Annotated in this window: 26 protein-coding genes; 24 read left to right on the plus strand and 2 right to left on the minus strand. The window is 43.1% G+C overall.

Annotated elements, in window-relative coordinates:
* Positions 1-3: 3 nt before the first annotated feature.
* From cysC to ES896_RS12270, 4 genes are read left to right on the plus strand one after another with little or no spacing between them, the layout of a single operon-like run.
* On the plus strand, positions 4-597 hold the full coding sequence (gene cysC / locus ES896_RS12255; RefSeq protein ID WP_008344911.1) for an adenylyl-sulfate kinase: 594 nt from the start codon (positions 4-6) through the stop codon (positions 595-597).
* A 28-nt stretch (positions 598-625) separates the two neighbouring features.
* Positions 626-1,381 carry a uroporphyrinogen-III C-methyltransferase gene (gene cobA / locus ES896_RS12260; RefSeq protein WP_008344909.1) on the plus strand — a complete coding sequence of 252 codons (756 nt, stop codon included), beginning with the start codon at positions 626-628 and terminating at the stop codon, positions 1,379-1,381.
* A gap of 43 nt (positions 1,382-1,424) precedes the next feature.
* Positions 1,425-2,243, plus strand: coding sequence for a sirohydrochlorin chelatase (locus tag ES896_RS12265; protein WP_346427549.1), 819 nt, complete (start codon positions 1,425-1,427; stop codon positions 2,241-2,243).
* Positions 2,224-2,727 carry a precorrin-2 dehydrogenase/sirohydrochlorin ferrochelatase family protein gene (locus tag ES896_RS12270; protein WP_116306841.1) on the plus strand — a complete coding sequence of 168 codons (504 nt, stop codon included), beginning with the start codon at positions 2,224-2,226 and terminating at the stop codon, positions 2,725-2,727. The genes ES896_RS12265 and ES896_RS12270 overlap by 20 nt, the downstream gene beginning before the upstream one ends.
* A 31-nt stretch (positions 2,728-2,758) precedes the next feature.
* Here ES896_RS12270 and ES896_RS12275 read toward each other — a convergent pair whose 3' ends face one another.
* Entirely contained in the window at positions 2,759-4,468 is a 1,710-nt protein-coding gene (locus ES896_RS12275) for an Rqc2 family fibronectin-binding protein (protein ID WP_135226838.1), read from the minus strand.
* Between the two features lie 165 nt (positions 4,469-4,633).
* Here ES896_RS12275 and ES896_RS12280 point away from each other — a divergent pair, with 165 nt between their 5' ends.
* The 17 genes from ES896_RS12280 to spoVM all read left to right on the plus strand — a co-directional run bounded on the left by ES896_RS12280 (position 4,634) and on the right by spoVM (position 22,204).
* Entirely contained in the window at positions 4,634-7,309 is a 2,676-nt protein-coding gene (locus tag ES896_RS12280) for a calcium-translocating P-type ATPase, SERCA-type (protein ID WP_135226839.1), read from the plus strand.
* An 83-nt stretch (positions 7,310-7,392) separates the two neighbouring features.
* Positions 7,393-8,268 (plus strand): YicC/YloC family endoribonuclease, encoded by an 876-nt coding sequence (locus tag ES896_RS12285; protein WP_007499682.1) that lies wholly within the window; start codon positions 7,393-7,395, stop codon positions 8,266-8,268.
* A gap of 76 nt (positions 8,269-8,344) precedes the next feature.
* Entirely contained in the window at positions 8,345-8,614 is a 270-nt protein-coding gene (remA, locus tag ES896_RS12290; RefSeq protein ID WP_008344898.1) for an extracellular matrix/biofilm regulator RemA, read from the plus strand.
* A gap of 9 nt (positions 8,615-8,623) precedes the next feature.
* Positions 8,624-9,238 carry a guanylate kinase gene (gene gmk / locus ES896_RS12295; protein WP_007499680.1) on the plus strand — a complete coding sequence of 205 codons (615 nt, stop codon included), beginning with the start codon at positions 8,624-8,626 and terminating at the stop codon, positions 9,236-9,238.
* 3 nt (positions 9,239-9,241) lie between these two features.
* Complete coding sequence (rpoZ, locus tag ES896_RS12300) at positions 9,242-9,445, plus strand: DNA-directed RNA polymerase subunit omega (protein ID WP_008344896.1); 204 nt, start codon at positions 9,242-9,244, stop codon at positions 9,443-9,445.
* Positions 9,446-9,560: 115 nt separating this feature from the next.
* A complete protein-coding gene (gene coaBC, locus ES896_RS12305; RefSeq protein ID WP_058213789.1) occupies positions 9,561-10,778 on the plus strand; it encodes a bifunctional phosphopantothenoylcysteine decarboxylase/phosphopantothenate--cysteine ligase CoaBC in 1,218 nt (405 codons plus the stop codon).
* Positions 10,775-13,183, plus strand: coding sequence for a primosomal protein N' (priA, locus tag ES896_RS12310; RefSeq protein WP_135226840.1), 2,409 nt, complete (start codon positions 10,775-10,777; stop codon positions 13,181-13,183). Before coaBC ends, priA begins: the two co-directional genes overlap by 4 nt.
* 15 nt (positions 13,184-13,198) lie before the next feature.
* Positions 13,199-13,681, plus strand: coding sequence for a peptide deformylase (gene def / locus ES896_RS12315; RefSeq protein ID WP_076821731.1), 483 nt, complete (start codon positions 13,199-13,201; stop codon positions 13,679-13,681).
* A gap of 5 nt (positions 13,682-13,686) precedes the next feature.
* Positions 13,687-14,640 (plus strand): methionyl-tRNA formyltransferase, encoded by a 954-nt coding sequence (gene fmt / locus ES896_RS12320; protein WP_017359336.1) that lies wholly within the window; start codon positions 13,687-13,689, stop codon positions 14,638-14,640.
* Positions 14,627-15,970, plus strand: coding sequence for a 16S rRNA (cytosine(967)-C(5))-methyltransferase RsmB (rsmB, locus tag ES896_RS12325; RefSeq protein WP_135226841.1), 1,344 nt, complete (start codon positions 14,627-14,629; stop codon positions 15,968-15,970). Before fmt ends, rsmB begins: the two co-directional genes overlap by 14 nt.
* 3 nt (positions 15,971-15,973) lie before the next feature.
* The gene (gene rlmN / locus ES896_RS12330; protein ID WP_007499669.1) at positions 15,974-17,062 is read left to right on the plus strand and encodes a dual-specificity RNA methyltransferase RlmN; all 1,089 of its coding nucleotides are present in this window, start codon (positions 15,974-15,976) and stop codon (positions 17,060-17,062) included.
* A 3-nt stretch (positions 17,063-17,065) separates the two neighbouring features.
* On the plus strand, positions 17,066-17,836 hold the full coding sequence (locus tag ES896_RS12335; protein ID WP_034647887.1) for a Stp1/IreP family PP2C-type Ser/Thr phosphatase: 771 nt from the start codon (positions 17,066-17,068) through the stop codon (positions 17,834-17,836).
* The gene (gene pknB / locus ES896_RS12340; RefSeq protein ID WP_025207318.1) at positions 17,830-19,785 is read left to right on the plus strand and encodes a Stk1 family PASTA domain-containing Ser/Thr kinase; all 1,956 of its coding nucleotides are present in this window, start codon (positions 17,830-17,832) and stop codon (positions 19,783-19,785) included. Before ES896_RS12335 ends, pknB begins: the two co-directional genes overlap by 7 nt.
* A gap of 12 nt (positions 19,786-19,797) precedes the next feature.
* Positions 19,798-20,694, plus strand: coding sequence for a ribosome small subunit-dependent GTPase A (rsgA, locus tag ES896_RS12345; RefSeq protein WP_135226842.1), 897 nt, complete (start codon positions 19,798-19,800; stop codon positions 20,692-20,694).
* Positions 20,695-20,697: 3 nt separating this feature from the next.
* Positions 20,698-21,348 carry a ribulose-phosphate 3-epimerase gene (rpe, locus tag ES896_RS12350; RefSeq protein ID WP_135226843.1) on the plus strand — a complete coding sequence of 217 codons (651 nt, stop codon included), beginning with the start codon at positions 20,698-20,700 and terminating at the stop codon, positions 21,346-21,348.
* A 59-nt stretch (positions 21,349-21,407) separates the two neighbouring features.
* Positions 21,408-22,052 (plus strand): thiamine diphosphokinase, encoded by a 645-nt coding sequence (locus ES896_RS12355; protein ID WP_135226844.1) that lies wholly within the window; start codon positions 21,408-21,410, stop codon positions 22,050-22,052.
* A 71-nt stretch (positions 22,053-22,123) separates the two neighbouring features.
* Entirely contained in the window at positions 22,124-22,204 is an 81-nt protein-coding gene (gene spoVM, locus ES896_RS12360) for a stage V sporulation protein SpoVM (RefSeq protein WP_008354550.1), read from the plus strand.
* Between the two features lie 69 nt (positions 22,205-22,273).
* On the opposite strand, the gene rpmB is transcribed toward spoVM, so the two are convergent.
* The gene (gene rpmB / locus ES896_RS12365) at positions 22,274-22,462 is read right to left on the minus strand and encodes a 50S ribosomal protein L28 (protein WP_003212514.1); all 189 of its coding nucleotides are present in this window, start codon (positions 22,460-22,462) and stop codon (positions 22,274-22,276) included.
* 271 nt (positions 22,463-22,733) lie between these two features.
* Here rpmB and ES896_RS12370 point away from each other — a divergent pair, with 271 nt between their 5' ends.
* The 3 genes from ES896_RS12370 to sdaAB all read left to right on the plus strand — a co-directional run bounded on the left by ES896_RS12370 (position 22,734) and on the right by sdaAB (position 25,597).
* Positions 22,734-23,096: an Asp23/Gls24 family envelope stress response protein gene (locus tag ES896_RS12370; RefSeq protein ID WP_008344871.1), complete on the plus strand. Its 363-nt coding sequence runs from the start codon at positions 22,734-22,736 to the stop codon at positions 23,094-23,096.
* Positions 23,097-23,111: 15 nt separating this feature from the next.
* On the plus strand, positions 23,112-24,785 hold the full coding sequence (locus ES896_RS12375; protein WP_048002836.1) for a DAK2 domain-containing protein: 1,674 nt from the start codon (positions 23,112-23,114) through the stop codon (positions 24,783-24,785).
* A 149-nt stretch (positions 24,786-24,934) separates the two neighbouring features.
* A complete protein-coding gene (gene sdaAB / locus ES896_RS12380; RefSeq protein WP_008344864.1) occupies positions 24,935-25,597 on the plus strand; it encodes an L-serine ammonia-lyase, iron-sulfur-dependent subunit beta in 663 nt (220 codons plus the stop codon).
* The last annotated feature ends 4 nt before the right edge of the window (positions 25,598-25,601 follow it).

Genomic DNA, 25,601 nt, shown 5'->3' on the forward strand with positions numbered 1-25,601 from the left:
GACATGAGCAACGAACATATCGTGTGGCATGATTCATCTATTACTAAAAAAGAATATCAACAGAAAAACAACCATACAAGCGGGATCATTTGGCTGACAGGTCTAAGCGGTTCAGGTAAATCGACGATCGCCAACGCAGCGGCTCGAGAGCTGTTTGAACAGGGGTACCAAGTGACAGTCCTTGACGGCGATAACGTACGTCATGGACTCAATAAAGACTTAGGCTTTTCAGATGACGACAGAAAAGAGAACATTCGGCGCATCGGTGAAGTGGCGAAATTATTTGTTGAGCAAGGAACGATTGTCATTACTGCTTTTATTTCACCATTTCAAGAAGACCGCCAAATCGTAAGACAGTTAGTCGAAGACGGAGAATTTCACGAAGTGTTTGTGAAATGTGATCTGAACGTGTGTGAAGAGCGTGATCCAAAGGGATTATATAAAAAAGCAAGAAACGGCGAAATTCCATTTTTCACGGGAATCGATTCACCATACGAAGAGCCAGCTGCGCCTGAGCTCGTCCTAGATACAGGTGAATTATCACGCGAGGAGTCAAAACAGCGCCTTGTTGATTATGTAAAGGATAAAACGAAATAATCGCCTGATGGCAGGGGGAGAAAGCAAGATGGGGAAAGTATACATTGTTGGTGCCGGACCGGGTGACCCAGACTTAATTACGCTAAAGGCCCATAAGGCAATACAGCAGGCAGATGTCATTTTATATGATCGTCTTGTCAATCAAGAGATTCTTGCCCATGCCAAACCGGAGGCGGAGTTGATCTATTGCGGCAAACTGCCAAATCATCATACGATGAGACAGGAAGCGATTAATGAAGCGCTTGTTGCTTATGCGAAGGAAGGGAACATAGTCGTTCGTCTAAAAGGCGGTGATCCCTTTGTATTTGGCCGTGGCGGTGAAGAAATCGAATGCTTAGCTGAGCATGGTATTCCGTATGAAGTTGTCCCGGGGATTACTTCTGGCATTGCAGCCGCTGCTTATGCAGGCATTCCAGTCACGCACCGAGAATTCAGCTCAAATGTTGCGTTTGTGACAGGGCATTATCAAAAGGATGAACATTTTGAAGAAAAGTGGGAAGCGCTGGCGACGGGGATTGATACCCTTGTCATTTACATGGGCGTCAAAAACGTGGAAAGAGTTCAGCGGCTGCTTTTGAAAAATGGGCGGAATCCTGAAACCCCAGCTGCGTTTATTCACTGGGGAACGACCACAAGGCAAAAGACGACTTGCTGCACGGTGGCGACACTATCTGAAACGGTTGAAAAAGAAGGGATCGAGCACCCAAGTTTAATCGTGGTAGGAGATGTCGTTCACTTTCATCAAAAGTTGAACTGGTTTGAACCAGCACTGATTGAGAAATGAAAACAAAGATGAAAAGACACGTGTGGACATCGTGTCTTTTCGTCTGAATAAAACTAAGGTCGCAAGGAGGAGTCAAATGAAACAAGCTGTCCTTTATGTTGGGCATGGAAGCAGGGTAAAAGAAGCACAGGATAAAGCCATTTCTTTTATGAAAAGCTGTATGCCGTTAGTGGAAGCAGATATCCAAGAAATTTGTTTTTTAGAGTTGACGGACCCTTCAATCGAAGAAGGGTTTGAGACTTGTGTACAAAAAGGAGCAACCCACATTGCGATCGTCCCGCTCCTCCTTTTAACTGCCATGCATGCCAAATCAGATATTCCAGATGAGATTGTGAAAGTACAAAAACGTTTCCCACAAGTGAAGGTGACATATGGAAGACCTATAGGCGTGAACCAAGAAGTCACGAAAGCGGTTATCGCAAGGATTGAAGAAGCAGGATACAAGGGAGAGCACGCAAAAATTCTCTTAATTGGCCGTGGAAGCTCTGATCCAGATGTAAAACGGGATGTGTTTGGCATTGCAGATGATGTCCGAAGTTTGTTGCCTTGTGCAGAAGTTTTTCCGTGTTTTATTACAGCGTGTGAACCGAATTATCGTGACGTCTTAGCACAGTTAACAGTAGATGACGATACGCCTGTCTATCTCGTGCCTTATCTTTTATTTACCGGCATTTTAATGAAAGAGATTGAGAGTGAAGCGAATCAGGCGAGAGAGCGGTTGCGAGATGTCCGTGTCTGCCGATATATTGGGTTTCATCCCCATGTAAAAGCAGCTTATATTGAACGTGTGCAGGAAACCATCTTAAACAAAGAGGATGCGTTTCGTTTTCAAGGAGAAAGCCATGCTTCCAGTTCATCTTGATCTAACCAATAAACACGTGCTGATTGCCGGCGGTGGAAGGGTTGCGGCTAGAAGGACGAGTGCGCTATGCATGGAGCCATGCAGCATAACCATTGTGAGCCCTGACATTTGTGATGAAATGGCGAATCTTATTGAGACATATCAGCTGACTTGGAAGAAAAAGAAAGTTGATGCGGAAGATGTAAAGGATGCATTTTTGATTGTCGCTGCTACAGACGATCCTTCAGTAAACGAGTGGATGACGCAATCAGCGCTTCCTCATCAGCTCGTCAACTGTGTGAGCCAGTCAGAGCTTGGCAATGTGATTGTGCCAAAGGTTGTGAGGGCAGGAAAAGTGACAATCTCTGTATCTACGAGTGGTGCAAGCCCAGCCCGCACTAAACAGCTGACTGAGGCCATTGAGACCTTGCTTGAACAAGAGGATGTAGATGCACTCGATGAGCTCTATATAGAAAGAAAAAAACGACAAAGAAAAAGCCGATAAAATCTCATCTAAAGATTTAATCGGCTCTTTTTTATTTTCTCAGCTTTAGGACAACATCCTCATCAGGCGTTACAAATAATGTTTGCTGCTGATCATACGTGACAAAGCCCGGTTTTGCTCCGTTTGGTTTTTTCACATGCCGGATTTTCGTATAATCGACAGGGACGGAGCTTGATTCTTTTGCCTTTGAGAAGTAGGCAGCAATTTGTGCTGCTTCAAGCAAGGTTTGTTCATCAGGCGCTTTGTGACGAATGACGACATGTGATCCAGGAATATCCTTTGTGTGCAGCCAAATGTCATCACGAGCTGCCGCCTTTGTGGTCAAATATTCATTTTGCTTGTTGTTTTTTCCAACGAGAATCGGAACTCCTTGAGAGGATTCATATGCTTCAAGCTGAATGGTCGATGGTTTTTTCTTTTTGGCGTTGCGTTTTTGTTTGGGACGCAAATACTTTCCTTCCACCAGTTCTTCTCTTATTTCCTCTAAATCTTTTGGTGAGGCAGAGGACAGCTGCTGGATCAGCTCGTCAAAATAAACAATTTCTTCATGTGTTCGCTTGATTTGTTCATTTACGGCCTCTACTGCATTTTTTGCCTTTTGGTATTTTGTAAAATACGCTTGTGCATTTTCAGAAGGGGTTTTGTTTGTTTTGAGCGGGATCGTGATCTCTCCGCCTTCTTCATCATAATAATTGATGACAGTCGCTTCTTTATCCCCTTTTTTAATCGCATATATATTGGCAGTAAGCAATTCACCATAAAGCTGGTACTTATGCGCATTTTGAGATTCTTCAAGCGTTCTTGTTAGTTTTTTTAGCTTGTTTTCATTTTTCTTTTTTTCATTCGCAACAAAACGTTCAAGATCAGCCGCCTGCTGTTTGACTCTGTCTCTTTCAGCTTTTCCGAAATAAAAGCGGTCAAGTAGCCCACTAAGAGAATCAAACGTCTTCATGTCACCATCGACGTGCTGAAGTTCTAATAAATAAAAATACTCTTTCCCATCTTTTCTCGTGAGCTGAGGGGTAAAAGAATGCGCCTGAATGAGCTGAAACATCTCGAGCAATGTACTTGGAATCGTTTCCTGATTGGCAAGGCCGGCCCTGTGGACAGCTTCCTTAGCAAACAGCGGAGAAACCCCAGAGAATGTATCGACAATTTGATTGACGATTTTCCCTTCCTGAAAACGTAAATGCTTTAAAATATCTTCCTTCGTCACGTCAAAAGGATTCAGCTTTTGCTGTGCCGGCGGCAGAAGATATTGATGTCCTGGTAGCACCGTTCGATAGCTGTTCACAGATGGAGAAAGATGTTTCAGTCCGTCAATGATCTGCTCCGTTTCGTCCTCCACGAGAATTAAGTTGCTGTGCCTGCCCATAATTTCAATATACAGCTTACGGGTTTGTTCATCGCCAATTTCATTTCGGCTTCGCACGTGCAGCACGATCACCCGATCTAACCCAATTTGTTCAAAACGTTCAATGAACCCACCCTCAAGATGTTTTCTGAGGAGCATACAAAACATTGGCGGTTCGCTCGGATTATCATCATGGTGCTCAGTGAGCTGTACCCTTGCATAGCTCGGGTGAGCGGATAAAAGAAGCTTATGATTCTTCCCCTTTGACCGGATATGAAAAATCAGCTCATGCTTGTAGGGCTGATGTATTTTCGAAATTCTTCCACCAGTTAATGTTTCTTGCAATTCATTTGTCATACCATATGTAAAAATGCCGTCAAATGACATGTTGGATACACCCTCTTCTTTCACACAAATCTACTGAAAGAACCTTACGTTTTCTCGTTCTTTAGGCAGTCTTATTATTATAGCATGATTTAGGACGAGTCTGAATAAACTGGCTTATAGAACACTGCATAAGAGAGAGAACAAAAGAGGAGTGGACGAGGTCAAATGAATTGGCATGAACTGAACCAAACCGATTTATTAAAAACAATGAATACATCGATAGGTGACGGACTGTCAGAAAAAGATGTGCAAAAGCGGCTTGAAAAGCATGGGCCAAATGAATTACATGAAGGGAAAAAGGCGTCGGCGTTCGTTATTTTTTTAGCGCAATTTAAAGACTTTATGGTGTTAATCTTGCTTGCGGCAACGATTATTTCTGCTTTTTTAGGTGAATACATTGATGCTGTGGCGATTGTGGCGATTGTGCTGATAAATGGTGTGCTTGGCTTTTATCAGGAACGCCGTGCGGAAAAGTCCCTCCAAGCACTAAAGGAATTATCAACGCCGCATGTCTATGCAAGGAGAAACAATGAATGGGTCAAGATCCCGTCCAAGCACCTCGTGCCGGGAGATATTGTGAAGTTTTCAAGCGGGGACCGAATTGGGGCAGATGTCAGATTACTAGAAACAAAGAGTTTGGAAATCGAAGAATCTGCCCTCACTGGAGAGTCCATCCCAGCGGTCAAACATGCGAGTCCGCTCTCGCGAGATCATGTCTCACTTGGAGATTTGACGAACATGGCCTTTATGGGGACGCTTGTCACAAGAGGAAGCGGTGTAGGGGTTGTCATTGGTACAGGGATGAATACAGCGATGGGACAAATTGCCGGTATGCTGGATTCAGCAGGTAATATGGAAACACCGCTGCAAAGACGCCTTGAGCAGCTGGGGAAAATTTTAATTGTTGCTGCATTATTTTTAACTGTTCTTGTGGTTGTTCTTGGTGTGGTGCAAGGTCATGATTTGTATCATATGTTCTTAGCGGGTGTATCTCTCGCTGTTGCTGCGATTCCAGAAGGACTGCCGGCGATCGTCACTGTCGCACTTTCCTTAGGTGTGCAGCGGATGATTAAACAAAAATCCATTGTCAGAAAGCTGCCGGCTGTGGAAACACTCGGCTGCGCCTCGATTATTTGCTCAGATAAAACAGGCACAATGACACAAAATAAAATGACAGTGACACATGTATGGGCAGAGGGGAAAACATGGAATATTTCTGGCACTGGGTACGAGCCGTCAGGTGATTTTACCTTAAACGGAGAACTTGTCCATGTAGACAAACATCCAAGCCTGCAAAAGGTGCTATTATACGGAGCACTTTGTAATACATCGACCATCGTTGAAAAAGACGGAGAGATGAGACTTGATGGCGATCCGACAGAAGGAGCACTTCTAACCGCTGCGCGTAAAGCGGGTTTTACAGAGCAATTCATCGAAGCGGGATTTCGTGTGGTGGAGGAATTCCCTTTTGACTCTGAAAGAAAAATGATGTCAGTCGTCGTGGAAACGAATCAGAAGGAGCGGTATGTCGTTGCCAAAGGGGCGCCAGATGTGCTGATGAAACGTTCAAGTCATATGATGCACGGCGGACGCACCGCCTCATTTTCAAAGGCCCACCGGCAAGAAACAGAAGCTGCCATTCAAGGTTTAGCAAGACAAGCGCTCAGAACCATTGCGATTGCATATAAAAAAGTAAGCCTGACAGAAAAAATCACCTCTGTTCAGCAGGCAGAAACTGGCCTCACATTTATCGGTCTAGAGGGCATGATTGATCCACCTCGCCCTGAAGTGAGACGAGCGATTAAAGAATGCCGGGATGCTGGCATTAAAACAGTGATGATTACAGGCGATCACGTAGAAACGGCTAAAGCGATCGCTAAAGATTTAAGTCTCTTACCGAAGCAAGGAAAGGTGCTTGATGGAAAAGCTCTGGATCAGCTAAGCGACAAAGAGCTGGAGCAAACAGCAGAAGATGTGTACGTCTTTGCCCGTGTATCACCTGAGCATAAACTGAGAATTGTGAAGGCCTATCAAAAAAATGGCCATATTGTCGCGATGACAGGTGATGGGGTGAATGATGCGCCAGCGATTAAACAGGCGGATATCGGTATATCCATGGGGATTACCGGAACAGACGTTGCCAAAGAAGCTTCTTCTCTTATTTTGCTTGATGACAACTTTGCGACCATTAAATCCGCTATTAAAGAGGGCCGGAATATTTATGAAAACATTCGCAAATTTGTCCGCTATTTGCTGGCATCGAATGTGGGAGAGATTTTGGTCATGCTGTTTGCGATGCTTCTTGCGCTTCCATTGCCTCTCGTTCCAATTCAAATTTTGTGGGTAAACCTTGTCACAGACGGCTTGCCGGCTATGGCACTTGGAATGGATAAACCAGAAGGCGATGTCATGAAGAGAAAGCCGCGGAACATGAAAGAGGGGATTTTTGCAAGAGGGCTTGGTTGGAAGGTCATATCAAGAGGGTTTCTGATCGGGATTGCCACTTTGTTAGCCTTTATGTTTGTGTATCACCGTGATCCGAACAATCTTCAATATGCGCAGACGGTTGCATTCAGCACACTCGTTTTGGCGCAGCTCATTCATGTGTTTGACTGCCGCAGTGAACGGTCTATTTTTGAACGCAATCCATTTGGGAATATGTACTTGATCGGCGCTGTTGTGTCTTCCCTGCTGCTGATGCTTGTGGTCATTTATTATCCGCCGCTTCAGCCAATTTTCAAAACGGTGGCGGTCGCACCAGTCGATTGGCTTCTGATCATCGGTATGTCTGCATTGCCAACTTTTTTACTGGCAGGATCACTTTTGACAAGAAAAAAATAATTGGTTATGGTATAATTTTGAGGTAATAGTGTCTGCTATTACCTTTTTCATTTTATTAATATGAAAGAATTGGGTGTTTTCACATGATACGCAGTATGACGGGATTCGGCCAAGCGAGTAAAACGGATGGTGAACTGACAGTGTCAGTTGAGCTAAAATCGGTCAATCACCGTTTTAAAGAGGTTCATGCCCGTTTGCCGAGGCCGCTTTTATATTTCGAAGATACATTAAAAAAAATCATTCTTCGTCACGTGCAGCGCGGTCGAATTGAGCTGTTTGTTACGATTGAAGGCGGTAAACTTGCAAGCCGGTCTTTACAGATTGACTGGCCGCTGCTTGATGAATATATGAAAGCCGCAAAAGACCTTGAGGACCGCTATCATATTTCAGGTATTCAGCATGCACATGACTTACTGAAGCTGGAACAGGCTGTTCAGGTGGAAGAGTCAGTCAGCCGAAATGAGCAGCTGGAGCATTTGCTGATAGACACTTGTGAAGAAGCTGTCAAGGAGCTTTGCTTCATGAGAGAGCAGGAGGGAACATCACTTCAAAAAGACTGTGAACTCAGGCTGTCTGAACTCGAGGCATTTACAGAAGAAATCAAAGTGTTTGCACCAGAGGTTGTGAGTCAGTACAAAGAACGATTGAATCAAAGATTGCAAGAATGGATCGGAGAGGCGCTTGAAGAGAGTAGGCTGACCACAGAAGCGGCCATCTTTGCTGATCGCTGTGACATTACAGAAGAGATTACCAGGCTGAAAAGTCATTTTCAGCAGTTCCAGCAAATTTTGACGCAAGGCGGCGCTGCCGGACGAAAGCTTGACTTTCTTGTACAGGAGCTCAACCGTGAAGTGAACACGATTGGATCAAAAGCAAACCATCACCATTTAACAAAGCTGGTGGTTGAAATGAAAAGCGCTATTGAAAAAATAAAAGAACAAGTGCAAAATATAGAATAGTCATTGTGTATGCTGTTTACAGTGCGTCTCTTTCGGCGAGACTAGAGACGTTTATATTACAGGGGGACGAAAGAAGATGACCATAAAGTTGATCAATATCGGATTTGGAAACATCATTTCAGCGAATCGGATGATTTCGATCGTCAGTCCGGAATCAGCACCGATTAAACGAATGATACAAGACGCAAGAGATCGAGGCATGCTCATTGATGCGACATACGGAAGAAGAACCCGTGCTGTTGTCATTATGGACAGTGACCATGTCATCTTATCTGCCGTTCAGCCTGAGACTGTCGCGCAAAGACTTTCTGTAAAAGAAGAAATCATAGATGAAGGGCAGGGGTAATACGCCATTATGAAAGAAAGAGGACTTTTAATCGTTCTCTCTGGACCTTCGGGAGTTGGAAAAGGAACGGTCAGACAAGCCATTTTCTCCCAGGAAGATACGAAATTTGAATACTCTATTTCTGTGACAACCCGCAAACCGCGTGAAGGTGAAAGAAATGGTGTTGATTATTTCTTTAAAACCAGGGAAGAATTTGAACATATGATTGAAAACAAAAAGCTGTTAGAATGGGCAGAATATGTCGGGAATTACTACGGCACGCCTGTTGACTATGTAGAACAAACATTGAGCGAAGGAAAAGATGTTTTCCTTGAAATCGAAGTGCAAGGTGCACTTCAAGTAAGAGAAGCATTCCCGGAAGGTCTCTTTATTTTCCTTGCACCGCCAAGTCTTTCAGAACTTCAAAACCGCATTATTACACGCGGGACAGAATCTGAGGATCTCATCCGTAACCGAATGGCTGCTGCAAAAGAAGAAATTGAAATGATGGATGCTTATGACTATGTCGTTGAAAACGACGATGTCGAGCTTGCATGTGAAAGAATTAAAGCGATCGTCCTTGCAGAGCACCTGCGAAGAGACAGAGTCGCACCAAGATATAAAAAAATGCTGGGGGTAGAATAAACCATGTTAGATCCTTCAATTGACTCATTGATGAACAAACTTGACTCAAAATATACACTTGTCACAGTGTCTGCACGCCGTGCACGTGAAATGCAAATCCATCAAGATCAACAAATCGAAAACACAAAATCCTATAAATTTGTAGGGAAAGCTCTTGAAGAAATCGATGCTGGTCTTTTGACATTTGAAAAAGAAGAGCAAGAATAACATCGCTTCTGCCATGCAGATACGATACGTTCAAAAAAGTCAAAACTATGATTGGTTTTGACTTTTTTGAATTGTAGACGAATTTGTGAAAAAGGCCGTTAAGGGGGACAAACAAATGTTACAGTCAAAAAATATTTTGCTCGGCGTCAGCGGAGGAATCGCCGTATATAAAGCAGCTGCACTCACTAGTAAACTCGTACAGGCAGGCGCAAACGTAAGAGTGATTATGACAGAATCTGCCCGTGAGTTTGTGTCTCCGCTCACCTTTCAAGCCCTATCTCGGCATGAGGTGTATGTGGATACATTTAAAGAAAACAATCCAAAAGTCATTGCGCATATTGATGTAGCTGACTGGGCCGATCTCATTCTTGTTGCCCCTGCAACAGCACATACCATTGGTAAAATGGCCGCAGGACTTGCTGATGATATGCTCACAACGACCTTGCTTGCTTCAACAGCTCCTGTATGGGTTGCACCGGCTATGAATGTGCACATGTATGACCATCCAGCTGTCAAGCGGAACATCCGCACTTTATATGAAGACGGCTACCGGTTTATAGAGCCAAGTGAAGGCTATTTAGCATGCGGCTACATTGGAAAAGGACGCTTAGAGGAGCCTGAAAAAATTGTTGAACACATCCGTGCGTTTTTTGATGAGCCAGCCAGTTTGCCGCTTTCAGGTAAAAAAGTCGTGGTCACAGCTGGCCCTACACGAGAAGTGATCGACCCTGTTCGTTTTCTTTCAAATCGATCTTCTGGGAAAATGGGCTATGCCATTGCAGAAGCTGCCGAGCAAATGGGGGCTGATGTCACGCTCATTTCAGGACCTGTTTCGTTAACTGCGCCTGAGCATGTGGATGTGGTGCAAGTGGAATCGGCTGAGGAGATGTATCAAGCAGCGTTAGATGTATACGAGACAGCAGATATAGTGATTAAATCAGCAGCCGTTGCTGATTATACGCCTGTCACGACGTATTCTCATAAAATGAAAAAACAAGACGGTGAACTAGCGGTTGAATTTAAGCGGACGAAAGATATTTTAAAAGAGCTTGGGAAAAGAAAAGAACATCAGGTGCTAGTCGGCTTTGCAGCTGAGACGCAGGATGTAGAATACTATGCGAAAAAGAAAATCGAATCCAAGCACTTAGATATGATTGTCGCGAACAATGTTGCAGCAGAGGGCGCAGGCTTTGGCACAGATACGAATGTCGCAGCATTGATCAAAGCAGACGGAACAAAAAAAGAGCTGCCAATGATGAGTAAAAAAGACCTTGCCTTTGAAATCTTACAGGAGGCAAAACAGCTGCTGCCAAAAGAGCGTGATCGAGCATGATTGCTGAAGTGATCGTCGATGTCACAACGAAAGCCATTGACAGGCCATTTGACTATCGTGTGCCAGACCGCTTTAAAGGCCTTGTCAAGGCTGGTATGAGGGTAGTGGTTCCTTTTGGCCCAAGGAAGATTCAAGGGTTTGTGACAAAAATCAAAGAAGAAACAGACGTACAGTCAGGAAACATCAAGGACATTGTCGATTTATTTGATTTATCTCCTGTTCTGACAGATGAGCTATTGGAGCTTTCCCACTGGCTGACGGAAAAAACATTGTCCTATCATATTACGGCGCTTCAATCGATGCTTCCAGCAGCGATGAAAGCAAAATATGAAAAAGAAATTCAGGTGTTATCAGCTGAGGAACTTCCGCAGTCATTGAAAGAGCTTTTCGGTCAGCAAGAGAGCATCCTTTACGCTGACATTCCGCCTGAACAGCTGAAGCCTATTCAAAAGCATGTCCAAAAAGGCCATCTAGAAGTCAGATATCACGTCTCACAAAAATCCGGAAAGAAAAAGGTGCGGACACTTCAGGTAGCAGTTACGAAAGAAAAACTTGAAGAAAAACAGAAGCAGTTAAAGAAAAATGCGGTGAAACAGAAGGTGCTGCTTACCTTTTTATTTCAAGCGAATGAAACGACGTTTTTAGCAAAAGATTTGCAGCAGCAAACAGGTGCTAGTTCTCAAACGATAAAAGCCTTGATTCAAGAAGGTCTATTAACAGAAAGCTATGAAGAGATTTATCGAGATCCTTATCGGGATAGGGAGTTTACACCATCTACTCCTCTTGATCTCACAACAGAGCAAGCAGAAGCGGCAAAACCCATTCATCAAGCAGTGAGCGATGACAAACATGAAACGTTTTTACTGCACGGGGTCACAGGAAGCGGTAAAACCGAAATTTATTTACAGACGATTGATCATGTCCTCCAAAAGGGAAAAGAAGCGATCGTCCTAGTTCCTGAAATTTCATTAACGCCTCAAATGGTCCAGCGTTTTAAAGAGCGCTTCGGCTCCAATGTGGCTGTCCTTCATAGCGGCTTATCGACTGGGGAAAAATACGATGAATGGCGGAAAATCCACCGCAAGGAAGTCAAGCTTGTCGTTGGCGCAAGATCGGCTGTTTTTGCCCCGTTTGAAAATCTAGGAATGATCATTATAGATGAAGAACACGAATCGTCATATAAACAAGAAGAAATGCCTCGGTATCATGCGAAAGATGTGGCCATTGAACGAGCAGGGCGGCACCAATGTCCGGTTGTATTAGGCAGTGCAACGCCTTCACTTGAGTCATATGCGCGTGCGAAAAAGGGTGTGTATACACTGCTGACGCTCAAACGGCGCGTCAATCAGCAGCAGCTGCCGCACGTTTCTTTAATTGATATGAGAGAAGAATTAAGAAACGGCAACCGCTCCATGTTCTCAGAAGAATTAATGCTCAGGTTAAAAGAAGTACTTGAAAGGAAAGAGCAGGCAGTTTTATTTCTCAATAAAAGAGGTTATTCATCCTTTGTGATGTGCCGGGATTGCGGATATGTGGAACAATGTCCTCATTGTGAGATCTCTCTCACTTATCACCGCTTTCAAAAACGGCTGAAGTGCCATTACTGCGGTCACGAAGCTCCTGTACCTGCAGAATGTCCAGAATGCCATAGTGAGCATATTCGCTATTTTGGTACAGGCACGCAGCGTGTGGAAGAAGAGCTGACGAAGGTATTGCCAGAAGCGAGGGTCATCCGAATGGATGTAGATACAACCTCTCGGAAAGGTGCGCACGAAAAGCTTCTTACGTCCTTTGGCAACAAAGAAGCGGACATTCTGCTTGGGACGCAAATGATTGCAAAAGGCTTAGACTTCCCAGATGTTACACTTGTCGGTGTCCTTAGTGCGGATACGTCTCTTCACATCCCTGATTTTCGTTCAAGTGAAAAAACGTTTCAGCTTCTCACGCAAGTAAGCGGACGTGCGGGACGTCATGAAAAAGCGGGGTCAGTCATTATTCAATCATATACACCTTCGCATTATAGTATTGAATTAACCAAACAGCATGATTATGAAGCCTTTTATGAGCAGGAGATGTTGCACCGTCGTCATCAGTCCTATCCGCCATTTTATTTTTTGGCGATGGTGACTGTATCACATGAAGAAGTGACAAAGGCAGCGCATGTCACAGACAAAATTGTTCAGTTCCTGAAAATGAATTGTGCACCGAATACAAGAATTCTCGGTCCTGCTGCTTCTCCGATCGCTAAGATCAAAGATAGATATCGATATCAATGCGTGATAAAATACAAAAGGGAAAATGAACTGGCAAGTTTATTACGAAAAATACAAGATCATTATCAAAAAGAAATGGAACAAAAACAGTTGATGATATCAATCGATATGAATCCATATATGATGATGTAAAACGGAGGTCTTTTCGTGGCAATCAAACCGATAGTCTTACATCCTGCAGACGTGCTTGAACAACAAACAGAGCTTGTTGATACATTCGATAAAAAACTGAAAAAACTGCTGGATGATATGTATGATACAATGCTTGAACTAGATGGAGTCGGCCTAGCCGCACCACAAATCGGCGTCTCAAAAAGAATCGCCGTGGTCGATATCGGAGAAGATTCTGGGAGGATTGACTTAGTAAATCCTGAGATTCTTGAAGTGGAAGGGAGCCAGACAGACATTGAAGGCTGCCTGAGCTTTCCATCTTTGTACGGAACGGTTGAAAGACCAAATTATGTGAAGGTGAAAGCCTTTGATAAGAAAGGCAAACCATTTACAATAGAAGCAGAAGGATTTTTAGCAAGAGCTTTATTGCATGAAATTGATCACTTAGACGGTGTATTATTCACGTCGAAGATCATTCAAACGTATACAGAAAAAGAACTTGCGGAAATGGAAGGGTGAAGAAAATGGCACGTATCGTATTTATGGGAACCCCTGATTTCTCAGTACCTGTGCTGCAAACACTTATAACAGAAGGATACGAAGTGGTCGGGGTCGTCACACAGCCAGATCGCCCGAAAGGCAGAAAACGAGTGCTCACGCCGCCTCCTGTAAAAGTAGAAGCCTTAAAACACGGCATTCCAGTTTTACAGCCTGAAAAGGTACGTCTTGATGAAGAAATTGATAAAGTGCTTGCGTTAAAGCCAGATTTGATCGTAACAGCAGCATTCGGACAAATTTTGCCAAAAAGATTACTTGATGAACCTGAATTTGGCTGTATCAACGTTCATGCCTCACTGCTGCCAGAACTAAGAGGCGGTGCACCGATCCATTATGCGATCCTGCAAGGCAAAAAGAAAACAGGCGTGACGATCATGTATATGGTAGAAAAGCTTGATGCAGGTGACATGATTAGCAAAGTAGAAGTAGAAATTGATGAATTAGACAACGTCGGAACACTGCACGATAAATTAAGTGTGGCTGGTGCGGCCTTATTAAAAGACACCGTTCCAAATGTGTTAAGCAGGTCTATCTCGCCAATTCCGCAAAATGAAGAGGCAGCAACGTATGCACCAAATATTAAGCGGGAGCAGGAAAGATTAGACTGGACCAAGCCAGGAGAAGAGCTTTACAACCAAGTTCGCGGCTTAAATCCATGGCCAGTTGCCTATACTGAATGGAACGGTGCTAACTTAAAGGTATGGGAAGCGAAAAAAGTGCCGCTTCAAGCACCAGAAGAACCTGGGAAAGTGATTGAGCTTCAAAAAGAAGGACCAGTCGTTGGAACAGGAAATCAGCAAGGCCTTTTATTAACGAGTGTACAGCCCGCTGGAAAGAAAAAAATGAGCGGTGAAGACTTCTTAAGAGGCGCAAATATCGAAATTGGACAGAAATTAGGGCTAATCAATGAAGAAAAGTAATGTGAGAGAAGTAGCGCTAGACGCTTTAATCAAACTCGAACAAAATCAAGCCTACAGTAACTTGCTTTTGCAGTCAGTGATGAAAGAGAAAGAACTTTCCGATCAAGACAAACCGCTATTAACAGAACTTGTATACGGTACACTGCAAAACAAGCTGGCACTTGATTATATGCTCACACCCTTTGTGAAAAAACCGCAAAAAGTGGCTCCATGGGTGATGCAGCTTTTGCGGATGTCTCTTTATCAGATGGTTTATCTTGAAAAAATTCCAGATCGTGCAGCCATCCATGAAGCAGTGGAACTAACGAAAAAGCGCGGACATAAAGGCATTTCTTCACTAGTGAACGGCGTTCTTCGTTCTGTGCAAAGAGAAGGCGTGCCATCATTTGATGCGATCAAAGATCCGGTCAAACGGCTATCGGTTGAGACAAGCCATCCATTATGGCTCGTACAAGAATGGGTGGAGGCGTACGGTTTTGAAGCAGCAGAAAGCATGTGCCGTATTCATTTAGTCCCGCCAAAGCAGACATTGCGTGTCAATCAAATGAAAAAAAACCGCACTGCACTGCAGCAAGAACTCATGGAGGCAGGAATTGAGACAGAGCTCGGCGACCTATCTGAGGATGCACTCAAACTCATGAAAGGATCTATCGTATCCACTCCTTTCTTTCAAGAGGGCTTTGTCACGATCCAAGATGAAAGCTCCATGCTTGTCGCAAGAGCGCTGGACCCTCAGCCGGGAGAAATGGTGCTTGATGCCTGTGCCGCTCCTGGTGGTAAATCAACACATATCGCAGAGCGAATGAACGATGAGGGGAACATTGTGTCTCTTGATTTACATGAGCACAAAGTAAAACTGATTAAACAGGCGGCAAAGCGTCTGAACTTAACGCATATTGAGGCAAAAGCGCTTGATGCAAGAAAAGCATCCGACCATTATTATGATGCTTCGTTTGACCGTATTCTCATTGATGCACCATGTTCAGGTTTTGGCGTCATCAGACGAAAACCAGATATGAAATATACAAAGTCCTCGGAAGACTCAGCAAGACTTGCGACAATTCAGCAATCGATCTTGCATGAAACAGCCCAGCTGCTAAAGCCAGGCGGAACCCTTGTATACAGTACATGTACAATGGATCCAACAGAAAATCAACAAGTGATTCATGCGTTTTTACAAGAACACCAAGACTTCGAACCCGATCTATCTCTTAATGAACGGCTGCCTGAGCAGGTTGCTCCGTTTGTTCAAAACGGAAGTGTACAAATTCTTCCTCATTATTTCGGAACAGATGGTTTCTTTATTTGCAGCATGAGAAAGAAGGGATAAAAAATGACAGAACAAAAACAAAAAGTAAGAAAAGAACTGAAAACAGACATGCCGTCGATCTACTCGTTTGAGCTAAATGAAATCAAAGACTGGTTAAAGGAACAAGGCGAAAAGCCTTTCCGTGCAACACAAATTTTTGAGTGGCTTTATGAAAAACGCGTCACATCCTTTGATGAAATGTCTAACCTATCAAAGGAATTAAGAGAAAAATTAAAAGATCAATTCGCCATCACGACTTTAAAAACAGTGATCAAACAAACTTCTCAAGATGGAACGATCAAGTTTTTATTTGAATTACATGATGGTTATACGATTGAAACAGTGCTGATGCGCCACGAATACGGCAACTCTGTCTGCGTCACAACACAGGTTGGCTGTCGAATTGGCTGTACATTCTGTGCATCTACACTTGGCGGGTTAAAACGAAACCTTGAAGCAGGAGAAATTGTGGCCCAAGTATTGAAAGTACAACAGGCGCTTGATGAAACAGATGAACGCGTCAGCTCAGTTGTCATCATGGGTATTGGCGAACCGTTTGATAACTTTGATGAAATGCTTGCATTCCTTAAAATCATTAACCATGACAACGGTTTAAATATTGGTGCACGTCATATTACCGTTTCGACGAGCGGGATCATTCCAAAGATTTATCAATTTGCGGATGAGCAAATGCAAATCAACTTTGCTGTCTCCCTGCACGCACCAAATACTGACATTCGAAGCCGCCTCATGCCAATCAATAAGGCATACAAGCTGCCAAAATTAATGGAAGCTATTGAATATTACATTCAAAAAACAGGCAGACGCGTGAGCTTTGAATACGGTCTGTTTGGCGGAGTCAATGATCAAGTCCATCATGCAGAAGAACTTGCTGATTTATTAAAAGGAATCAAATGCCATGTAAACCTCATCCCGGTGAACTATGTACCAGAAAGAGATTACGTGAGAACACCAAGAGAACAAATCTTCCTATTTGAAAAAACGCTGAAAGAACGAGGCGTAAACGTAACGATTAGACGAGAGCAAGGCCATGATATTGATGCTGCTTGCGGTCAGCTAAGAGCGAAGGAGCGTCAGGAAGAGACGAGGTGACGAATGTTGATAAGGGCAGCCTTTCAAACCGATACAGGAAAAGTCCGTCAGCATAATGAAGATGATGCAGGTATTTTTGAAGCAAAAGAAGACACACTTCTAGCTGTTGTAGCAGATGGAATGGGAGGTCATCTTGCTGGTGATGTAGCCAGCAAGATGGCAGTTTCTTCTTTAAAAGAATACTGGCAGGAAACATCTTCAATTCCAAATAAACCAGCCGATCAAGAAAATTGGTTAATCTCAAAAATTAGCGATATTAATGACCAAGTATACGAACATGCGAAAAACAATGAGGAGTGCCAAGGAATGGGGACGACCATCGTTTGTGCGCTTGTTCATTTGCAAACGGTCACAATTGCCCATATTGGTGACAGCCGCTGCTATTTGCTAAGAGAAGGCGCGCTGACCCAATTAACAGATGATCACTCACTAGTGAATGAGTTAGTGAAAACAGGAGAGATTTCAAAAGCGGATGCAGAATATCATCCAAGAAAAAATGTGCTGACCAAAGCGTTAGGAACGGATAAACACGTTCAAATTGATGCACGAACTTTTGAAGTGGATCCAGGAGATCAAATTTTGCTTTGCTCAGACGGATTATCGAATAAAGTAGAAGAAGAACATCTGATTCAGATTTTATCGCAAACAACCGCACCAGATGAAAAAGTAACAGAGTTAGTTCAAACAGCGAATGACAACGGCGGTGAAGATAACATTACAGCAGTACTGTTAGAAATCTCCTCCCAAACAGAGGAGGGTGACAGCAAGTGTTGATCGGAAAAAGGATCAGCGGCCGTTATCAAATTCTTCGCGCCATAGGCGGAGGCGGAATGGCCAACGTTTATTTGGCGGAGGATATGATTTTAGATCGCGAAGTGGCGATTAAAATTTTACGGTTTGACTTTGCAAGCGATGATGATTTTATTAGACGGTTCCGGCGAGAAGCGCAATCAGCAGCCAGCTTAGATCATCCGAATATTGTCAGTATCTACGATGTAGGAGAAGAAGATGACATTTATTATATTGTCATGGAATATGTCGAAGGGATGACGCTGAAAGAATACATACACGCCAATGGACCGCTTCATCCAAAAGAAGCCGTTCGCATTATGGAGCAAGTCGTTGCGGCGATGGAAGAAGCCCATGCGAAACAGCTCGTCCATCGAGACATTAAGCCTCACAATATATTAATAGACAACTTGGGGAATATCAAAGTCACTGATTTTGGCATTGCCATGGCACTTAGCTCAGCGACCATTACCCATACGAATTCTGTTCTTGGTTCCGTGCATTATTTGTCCCCAGAGCAAGCGCGCGGCGGTCTTGCAACGAAAAAGTCAGACATTTATTCACTTGGTATTGTTCTTTATGAGCTGATTTCAGGACGCATGCCATTTGAAGGAGAATCCGCTGTCAGTGTCGCACTGAAGCATTTGCAATCAGAGCCGCCATCTGTGAGAAGGTGGAATCCTTCTGTACCACAAAGCGTGGAGAACATCATTTTAAAAGCGATGGCCAAAGATCCATTCTATCGATACGAAGATGCATCTGAAATGCAAAAAGACTTAAAAACGGCTTTTGACCCTGCAAGACTAAAAGAAAAGCGCTTTGTCATTGAAGAAGATCATGAAGCAACAAAAGCCATTCCTATTATAAAAGATCATCAAGTCGATCAAGACAATGAAAAAACAGCCGTCCACCCGGTTCAAAAACCAAAGAAAAAAGAGAAACAAAAGCCGAAGAAAAAACGGAAAAAATGGCCGTGGATTGTAGCATCGATCTTATTTGTCTTGACGGCTGCGACCATTTTAGCGATCACGGTCTTCCCAGGATTACTCTTTCCAAAGGACGTAGAGGTGACCGATGTTTCTGGCATGACGGTTGAAAAAGCGGAAGACACCTTAAAGAAAGCCGGATTTACCGTCGCTTCTGAACCCATTGATATTGCCGACGAGAAGATTGAAAAAGGGCTGGTTGTCAAAACAGACCCGAAAATCGGAACTAAGGTAAAAGAAGGGACAGAAATTCAGCTTTATCAAAGTACAGGTAAAGAAAAAACCGAATTACCTGATGTAACAGGTGAAAAGGTCGAGAAAGCAAAAGAACTATTAGAGAAAAAAGGGTTTAAACAGGTTGTTGTGGAGGAAGTGAATGATAATGACACAGAATCAGGCATTGTCATGGAACAGAAACCTTCCGCAAATACAGAACTTGTCGCAGCAGATGAAGAGGTCACATTGACCGTCAGTATAGGCCCTGCCGATATTACCTTACGGGATTTAACGACCTATAGTAAACAGGCCGCATCAAATTATCTAGAGGATAATGGACTAAAGCTAGATGAAAAAGAAGCATATTCTGACGATGTGCCGAAAGGTGAGGTCATGAAGCAGGAACCGGGAGCGGGGACAGCTGTTAAACCTGGTGATACGGTTAAAATTACGTTCTCCCTTGGACCAAAAGAGAAACCAGCCAAAACAGTGACTGAAAAGATTGCGATCCCATATGAACCAGAAACAGAAGGACAAGAAATGAATGTTCAAATATCTATTGATGACGCAGAACATAGCATTTCTGATTTATATGAAACCTTTAAAATCACTGCGCCCACTGAGCGAACGATTAAATTTAAGATAGAACCTGGTCAAAAAGGATACTATCAGGTGACTGTGGATGATAAAGTAGTGAGCTCCAAAACGATTGAATACCCTGATGATGAATAAAGGAGGGACTTTATGCCTGAGGGCAAAATTATTAAAGCATTAAGCGGATTTTATTATGTGCTGGATGAGTCTCTAGAAAGTGGCAAAGTAATTCAGTGTAGAGCAAGAGGGATTTTTCGTAAAAACAAAATAACCCCTCTTGTTGGAGATTATGTCGTCTATCAAGCAGATAACGATAAGGAAGGCTATTTGCTGGAAGTAAAAGAGCGGACAAATGAGCTGATTCGGCCGCCTATTAGCAACGTTGATCAAGCGGTGCTCGTTTTCTCAGCAGCAGAGCCGACCTTTAGTACATCGCTGTTAGACAGATTCCTAGTGCTTGTTGAAGAGAGCCAGATTGAACCGATTATCTGCATCACAAAAATGGACTTGCTGAAAACAGAGCAAGAGCGAGAAACGATTCAAGCCTATGCAGAAGACTATCGCCAAATTGGATACGACGTTCATTTAACATCGACGATCGAAGGGGATGGAATTGAAAAGCTGACCCCGTATTTCCATCACAAGATTACTGTTTTTGCAGGTCAATCGGGTGTAGGGAAGTCTTCCCTCTTAAATGCGATGAGTCCTGATTTAGCACTGAAAACAAATGATATTTCCTCCCATCTTGGCAGGGGGAAACATACAACAAGACATGTGGAACTCATTCGAACGGCTGAAGGGCTCATTGCCGATACACCAGGATTTAGCTCGCTTGAATTTACAGGTATCGAAGCGGAAGATTTAGGGCTCTATTTCTTAGAAATCAGAGAGAAGAGTGCAGAATGTAAATTCAGGGGCTGTTTGCACGTAAAAGAGCCTGGATGTGCAGTAAAAGAGGCAATAGAACACGATCGCATCAGAGAGTATCGCTATCAGCATTATTTAGAGTTTTTAACTGAAATTAAAGACAGAAAGCCGAGGTACTAAATCATGGTTTATATTGCACCATCCATTTTATCAGCCGATTTTGCCAATCTTGCGAAAGATATCCGTGATGTGGAACAAGGTGGAGCGGATTATATTCATATTGATGTGATGGACGGTCATTTTGTGCCGAATATGACATTTGGACCAAATGTAGTGGAGGCGATCAGGCCGCATACAAAGCTGCTGCTCGATGTTCACTTAATGATTGAGCAGCCAGACCAGTATATCCCTGCATTTGCAAAAGCGGGCGCTGATATTATTTCTGTTCATGTCGAGGCGTGTCCACACTTACATCGCACGATTCAGCATATAAAAGAACAAGGTGTCAAAGCAGGGGTCGTTTTAAACCCGCACACACCCGTTTCTCAAATCGCGCATGTATTAGAGGATGTTGACCTAGTCTTATTCATGACGGTGAACCCTGGTTTTGGCGGACAGGCGTTTATTCCTTCTGTTCTCTCAAAGGTAAAAGAAGTAAAGACACTTAGTGAACAAAAGGGCTTAACCGATTTACTCATTGAAATAGATGGCGGTGTCAATGTAGAGACAGCAAAGAGCTGCAAAGAAGCAGGCGCTAATCTACTGGTTGCCGGCTCAGCGGTATATGGGAAAGAAGACCGCGCGGCGGCCATTCAGGCCATTCGAGAAGCATAAGAAAAAGAACCAAAGTCATTGTGATCTTTGGTTCTTTTTCAATGGAGAGGAGCGTAATCATGCACATACATATCGTAGCCGGCGGTCCTTTTTCGTACATCCCGCCGCTTGATCTTGAAGCATCTGAGGAGGACATTCTCTGGGTCGGCGTAGATCGGGGAACCCTTTTCTTACTAGAGCATGGCATTGTACCTGACAGAGCATTTGGTGATTTTGATAGTGTGACAGAAGAGGAGCTTCATGAACTGAAAAAGAAATTGCCTGCACTCAATCTATTTCAGGCAGAGAAAGATGAAACGGATTTAGAACTTGCGCTGAACTGGTCTTTGCGTCAGAATCCAGCACATATTCAAATTTACGGCATCACAGGCGGAAGAGCAGATCATTTTCTTGGGAATATCCATCTCCTTTATAAAGGCATTCACCACAAACAGAGCATGACCCTTGTAGATAAGCAAAATATCATTCAAATGTTTGGACCTGGTACATACGACATCAAACAAGACCCGGATAAAAAATATGTGTCGTTTTTGCCCTTCGGTACATCGGTTGAAAAGCTGACATTAAAAGGTTTCAAATATCCTCTGAAAAATTGTCATATTGAGCCTGGTTCCACACTATGTATTAGTAACGAACTCATCCACTCAAATGGTACTTTTTCTTTTCATGAAGGCATATTAATAATGGTAAGAAGCAAAGATTGACCAACCTATCAATGTGGATGGCTGATTAAGCTCAATTGTGCTGCAAGCGGTACTTTTAGGAGGGGGACAAAATGAAATTTTATACAATCAAACTGCCTAGATTTCTTGGCGGCATTGTCCGTGCGATGCTTGGTTCATTTAAGAAAGATTAATGAGTAATCTCCTTTATTTCCACATAAAAACGCCTGCTACATTTAACTGTAGCAGGCGTTTACTCTTGCTTATACACGCTCAACTTTACCAGATTTCAAAGCTCGAGCTGATACATATACTCTTTTAGGCTTACCGTCCACTAGAATACGAACTTTTTGAAGGTTCGCGCCCCATGTACGTTTTGTAGAGTTCATTGCGTGAGAACGGTTGTTCCCAGCTTTTGTTTTTCTGCCTGTAATAACGCATTTACGTGCCATTTGTTTCCCTCCTAACTGCGAAAACATCATCATATTCTTCATATACGTACTTAGAGATGCCTCAAGATACTTTAATAATTTACCACAGCTTCAAGGGGTTTGCAAGGATTGTTTGCTCCTCTTTCAAGAAAAATACCTTGACATCTTGATAAAAATTCAAGGCTATAGTATAAGTAGGATTGGGTCGGATTGAATGATTTCTTTTAAAAAGAAGGGTCTTATAGTAAAATAGTGATAACTCAGGGCAATTTCTCAAAAAGGGGGAACCAATGTGTCCATTGAACTTAGAACGAAATACGGACAAATTGATATATCAAATGAAGTCATTGCAATGGTGGCAGGAGGCGCTGCGATCGATTGCTATGGTATTGTTGGCATGGCGTCCAAAAATCAAATAAAGGACGGCTTGACGGATATTCTCCGCAAAGAGAACTTCAGCCGGGGTGTTCTTGTGCGTCAAAAAGAAGATCGCATTCATATTGATATGTACATCATCGTCAGCTACGGTACAAAAATATCAGAAGTCGCACATAATGTTCAAACGAAAGTCAAATATACGATTCATCACACGATTGGACTTTCAGTTGACTCAGTCAACATTTATGTACAAGGAGTAAAAGTTACGAACCCGTAGTAAGGAGGAAATATATTGTCTATTAGAAATCTGGGTGGCCGCTCATTTGCAAAAATGATTCTTGCAGGTGCTCACCATCTTTCTCAAAACGCACAAATTGTTGATGCGTTAAATGTTTTTCCAGTGCCAGACGGAGACACGGGGACAAATATGAATTTGTCAATGACTTCAGGGGCAAAAGCAGTTGAAGAAACAAATACCGATCACATTGGTAAGGTCGGGGTGGCTCTGTCGAAAGGGCTGTTAATGGGGGCAAGAGGAAACTCAGGTGTGATCCTGTCTCAGCTCTTCAGAGGTTTCAGCAAAAATATAGAACAAAAAGAAACAATTGACGCAAAAGAATTTGCGCTTGCCTTGCAGGCCGGTGTTGATACAGCATATAAAGCCGTCATGAAACCGATTGAAGGAACCATCTTAACGGTTGCAAAGGACGCAGCAAAGAAAGCGGTTGCTGTTTCAACAACAGAAGACCAAATCGATCGTGTGCTTGAATTAACGATTGAGGAAGCAAGAGCATCACTTGACCGCACGCCAGATCTCCTTCCTGTTTTAAAAGAAGTCGGCGTTGTAGATAGCGGCGGTAAAGGGCTTCTTTGTGTATATGAAGGTTTCCTTGCTTCATTAAGAGGAGAAGAGCTTCCTCCTAAAACGGCCTCTTTGCCAACATTAAAAGAATTAGTGAGTGCAGAGCATCATAAAAGTGCACAAAGCCATATGAACACAGAAGATATTGAATTTGGCTATTGTACAGAATTTATGGTGAAATTCGAAGAAGACAAACAGTCCTTTGACGAAAATGCCTTCAGAGAAGAATTAAGCGAATTCGGAGATTCACTTCTTGTGGTATCTGATGATACGCTTGCAAAAGTTCATATTCATGCAGAGCAGCCAGGAGATGTCTTATCATATGCACAGCGCTATGGCAGCTTAATTAATATGAAAATTGAAAACATGAGAGAGCAGCATAGCTCGATCGTCAATGAAGAAAAAGATCACTCGCCTGCTGCACCAAAAGCAACAGCTGCTGAAAAACAGCGTTTTGGAGTAGTGAGTGTCGCAATGGGAGAAGGGATTGCTGACTTGTTTAAAAGTATCGGAGCATCCGTCGTCATTGAAGGCGGACAGACAATGAATCCGAGCACAGAAGACATTGTCAAAGCAATTGATAGCATTCATGCCGAAACCGTCTTTATCTTACCTAATAATTCTAATATTGTCATGGCAGCTAAACAGGCGGCAACTGTCTCAAGTCGTGAGGTCGTTGTTATTCCGACAAAGACCGTTCCTCAAGGAATGTCGGCACTTCTTTCTCTCAATGAAGCAGCTTCAAATGAAGACAATGAAGCAGCGATGTTAGAAGCGATTGATCATGTGAAAAGCGGCCAAATTACCTTTGCAGTGAGAGATACCCAAATTGATGGGATCGACATTGCCAAAGGCGACTATATGGGCCTATACAATGGAAAAATCACCTTAACAGCTAAAAATCAATTAGATGCAGCAAAAGAGCTTTTGACCCAAATGGTGACAGAAGATGATGAGATTGTCACAATCATCAAAGGGGAAGATGCATCATCTGATGAGATGGAAGCTTTAGAAGCATATATTGAAGACACATTTGAAGATGTAGAAGTTGAAGTCCACGATGGAAAACAGCCGCTTTATTCATATATTTTGGCTGTTGAATAAAGAAAGAAGGGCACATGAAGCCCTTCTTCTTCTTTTGCATTTTTTTACTATGTGTTCATCGGTGAAATGAGTTGCGGGAATCGAATGAATCCATTAGTCTAAAGGGAGTAACAAACCAATCTGTGATTGGTGATGAGAGGGGAAGACCTATGAAATTTAGAAGTGTGTTTGATATTATTGGACCCGTCATGATTGGTCCATCAAGTTCGCACACGGCGGGTGCGGCTCGTATTGGAAGAGTGGCTCGCAGCTTGTTCGGAAGGGAACCGAAACGAATTGTTGTGTCGTTTTATGGCTCTTTTAAAGATACGTATAAAGGACACGGGACAGATGTAGCCATTATCGGCGGTGTTCTTGACTTTGATACATTTGATGAACGAATTAAAACAGCGATTGATATTGCAAAAAGCAAAGAAATCGACATTGAGTTTAAAGAAGAAGATGCGGTACCAGCGCATCCAAATACAGCAAAAGTAGAAATTTCAGATGCGAATGGAAGCCTTGAATTAATCGGGATTTCCATTGGCGGAGGTAAAATTGAAATCACAGAATTAAATGGCTTTGAACTGAGACTCTCAGGGAATCATCCGGCCATTCTTGTGGTTCATAACGACCGCTACGGGACGATTGCAGCAGTTGCCAATGTGTTAGCGAAATTCGCCATCAACATTGGTCATATGGAAGTGGCACGTAAAGAGGTCGGGCAAGAAGCACTCATGACGATTGAAGTGGATCAGAATATTGATCCAGCGGTTTTAACAGAGCTTGAGACGCTGCCAAACATTATTCAAGTCACACAAATTGCAGAGTAACAAC

The sequence above is a fragment of the Bacillus sp. 005/A4HT-01/001 genome, assembly GCF_004634445.1.
GTDB classification, from domain to species: Bacteria; Bacillota; Bacilli; order Bacillales; family Bacillaceae; genus Bacillus; species Bacillus altitudinis.

Bases quoted from the DNA above. Each gene is read 5' to 3' on its own strand.
- rlmN (WP_007499669.1), top strand. From the start codon at position 15,974: ATGACAGAACAAAAACAAAAAGTAAGAAAAGAACTGAAAACAGACATG.
- ES896_RS12285 (WP_007499682.1), top strand. From the start codon at position 7,393: ATGATACGCAGTATGACGGGATTCGGCCAAGCGAGTAAAACGGATGGT.
- rsmB (WP_135226841.1), top strand. From the start codon at position 14,627: ATGAAGAAAAGTAATGTGAGAGAAGTAGCGCTAGACGCTTTAATCAAA.
- ES896_RS12275 (WP_135226838.1), bottom strand. From the start codon at position 4,468: ATGTCATTTGACGGCATTTTTACATATGGTATGACAAATGAATTGCAA.
- cobA (WP_008344909.1), top strand. From the start codon at position 626: ATGGGGAAAGTATACATTGTTGGTGCCGGACCGGGTGACCCAGACTTA.
- remA (WP_008344898.1), top strand. From the start codon at position 8,345: ATGACCATAAAGTTGATCAATATCGGATTTGGAAACATCATTTCAGCG.
- ES896_RS12280 (WP_135226839.1), top strand. From the start codon at position 4,634: ATGAATTGGCATGAACTGAACCAAACCGATTTATTAAAAACAATGAAT.
- fmt (WP_017359336.1), top strand. From the start codon at position 13,687: ATGGCACGTATCGTATTTATGGGAACCCCTGATTTCTCAGTACCTGTG.
- spoVM (WP_008354550.1), top strand. From the start codon at position 22,124: ATGAAATTTTATACAATCAAACTGCCTAGATTTCTTGGCGGCATTGTC.
- ES896_RS12335 (WP_034647887.1), top strand. From the start codon at position 17,066: ATGTTGATAAGGGCAGCCTTTCAAACCGATACAGGAAAAGTCCGTCAG.
- ES896_RS12270 (WP_116306841.1), top strand. From the start codon at position 2,224: ATGCTTCCAGTTCATCTTGATCTAACCAATAAACACGTGCTGATTGCC.
- sdaAB (WP_008344864.1), top strand. From the start codon at position 24,935: ATGAAATTTAGAAGTGTGTTTGATATTATTGGACCCGTCATGATTGGT.
- priA (WP_135226840.1), top strand. From the start codon at position 10,775: ATGATTGCTGAAGTGATCGTCGATGTCACAACGAAAGCCATTGACAGG.
- rpe (WP_135226843.1), top strand. From the start codon at position 20,698: ATGGTTTATATTGCACCATCCATTTTATCAGCCGATTTTGCCAATCTT.
- cysC (WP_008344911.1), top strand. From the start codon at position 4: ATGAGCAACGAACATATCGTGTGGCATGATTCATCTATTACTAAAAAA.
- rpmB (WP_003212514.1), bottom strand. From the start codon at position 22,462: ATGGCACGTAAATGCGTTATTACAGGCAGAAAAACAAAAGCTGGGAAC.
- rsgA (WP_135226842.1), top strand. From the start codon at position 19,798: ATGCCTGAGGGCAAAATTATTAAAGCATTAAGCGGATTTTATTATGTG.
- ES896_RS12355 (WP_135226844.1), top strand. From the start codon at position 21,408: ATGCACATACATATCGTAGCCGGCGGTCCTTTTTCGTACATCCCGCCG.
- rpoZ (WP_008344896.1), top strand. From the start codon at position 9,242: ATGTTAGATCCTTCAATTGACTCATTGATGAACAAACTTGACTCAAAA.
- gmk (WP_007499680.1), top strand. From the start codon at position 8,624: ATGAAAGAAAGAGGACTTTTAATCGTTCTCTCTGGACCTTCGGGAGTT.
- coaBC (WP_058213789.1), top strand. From the start codon at position 9,561: ATGTTACAGTCAAAAAATATTTTGCTCGGCGTCAGCGGAGGAATCGCC.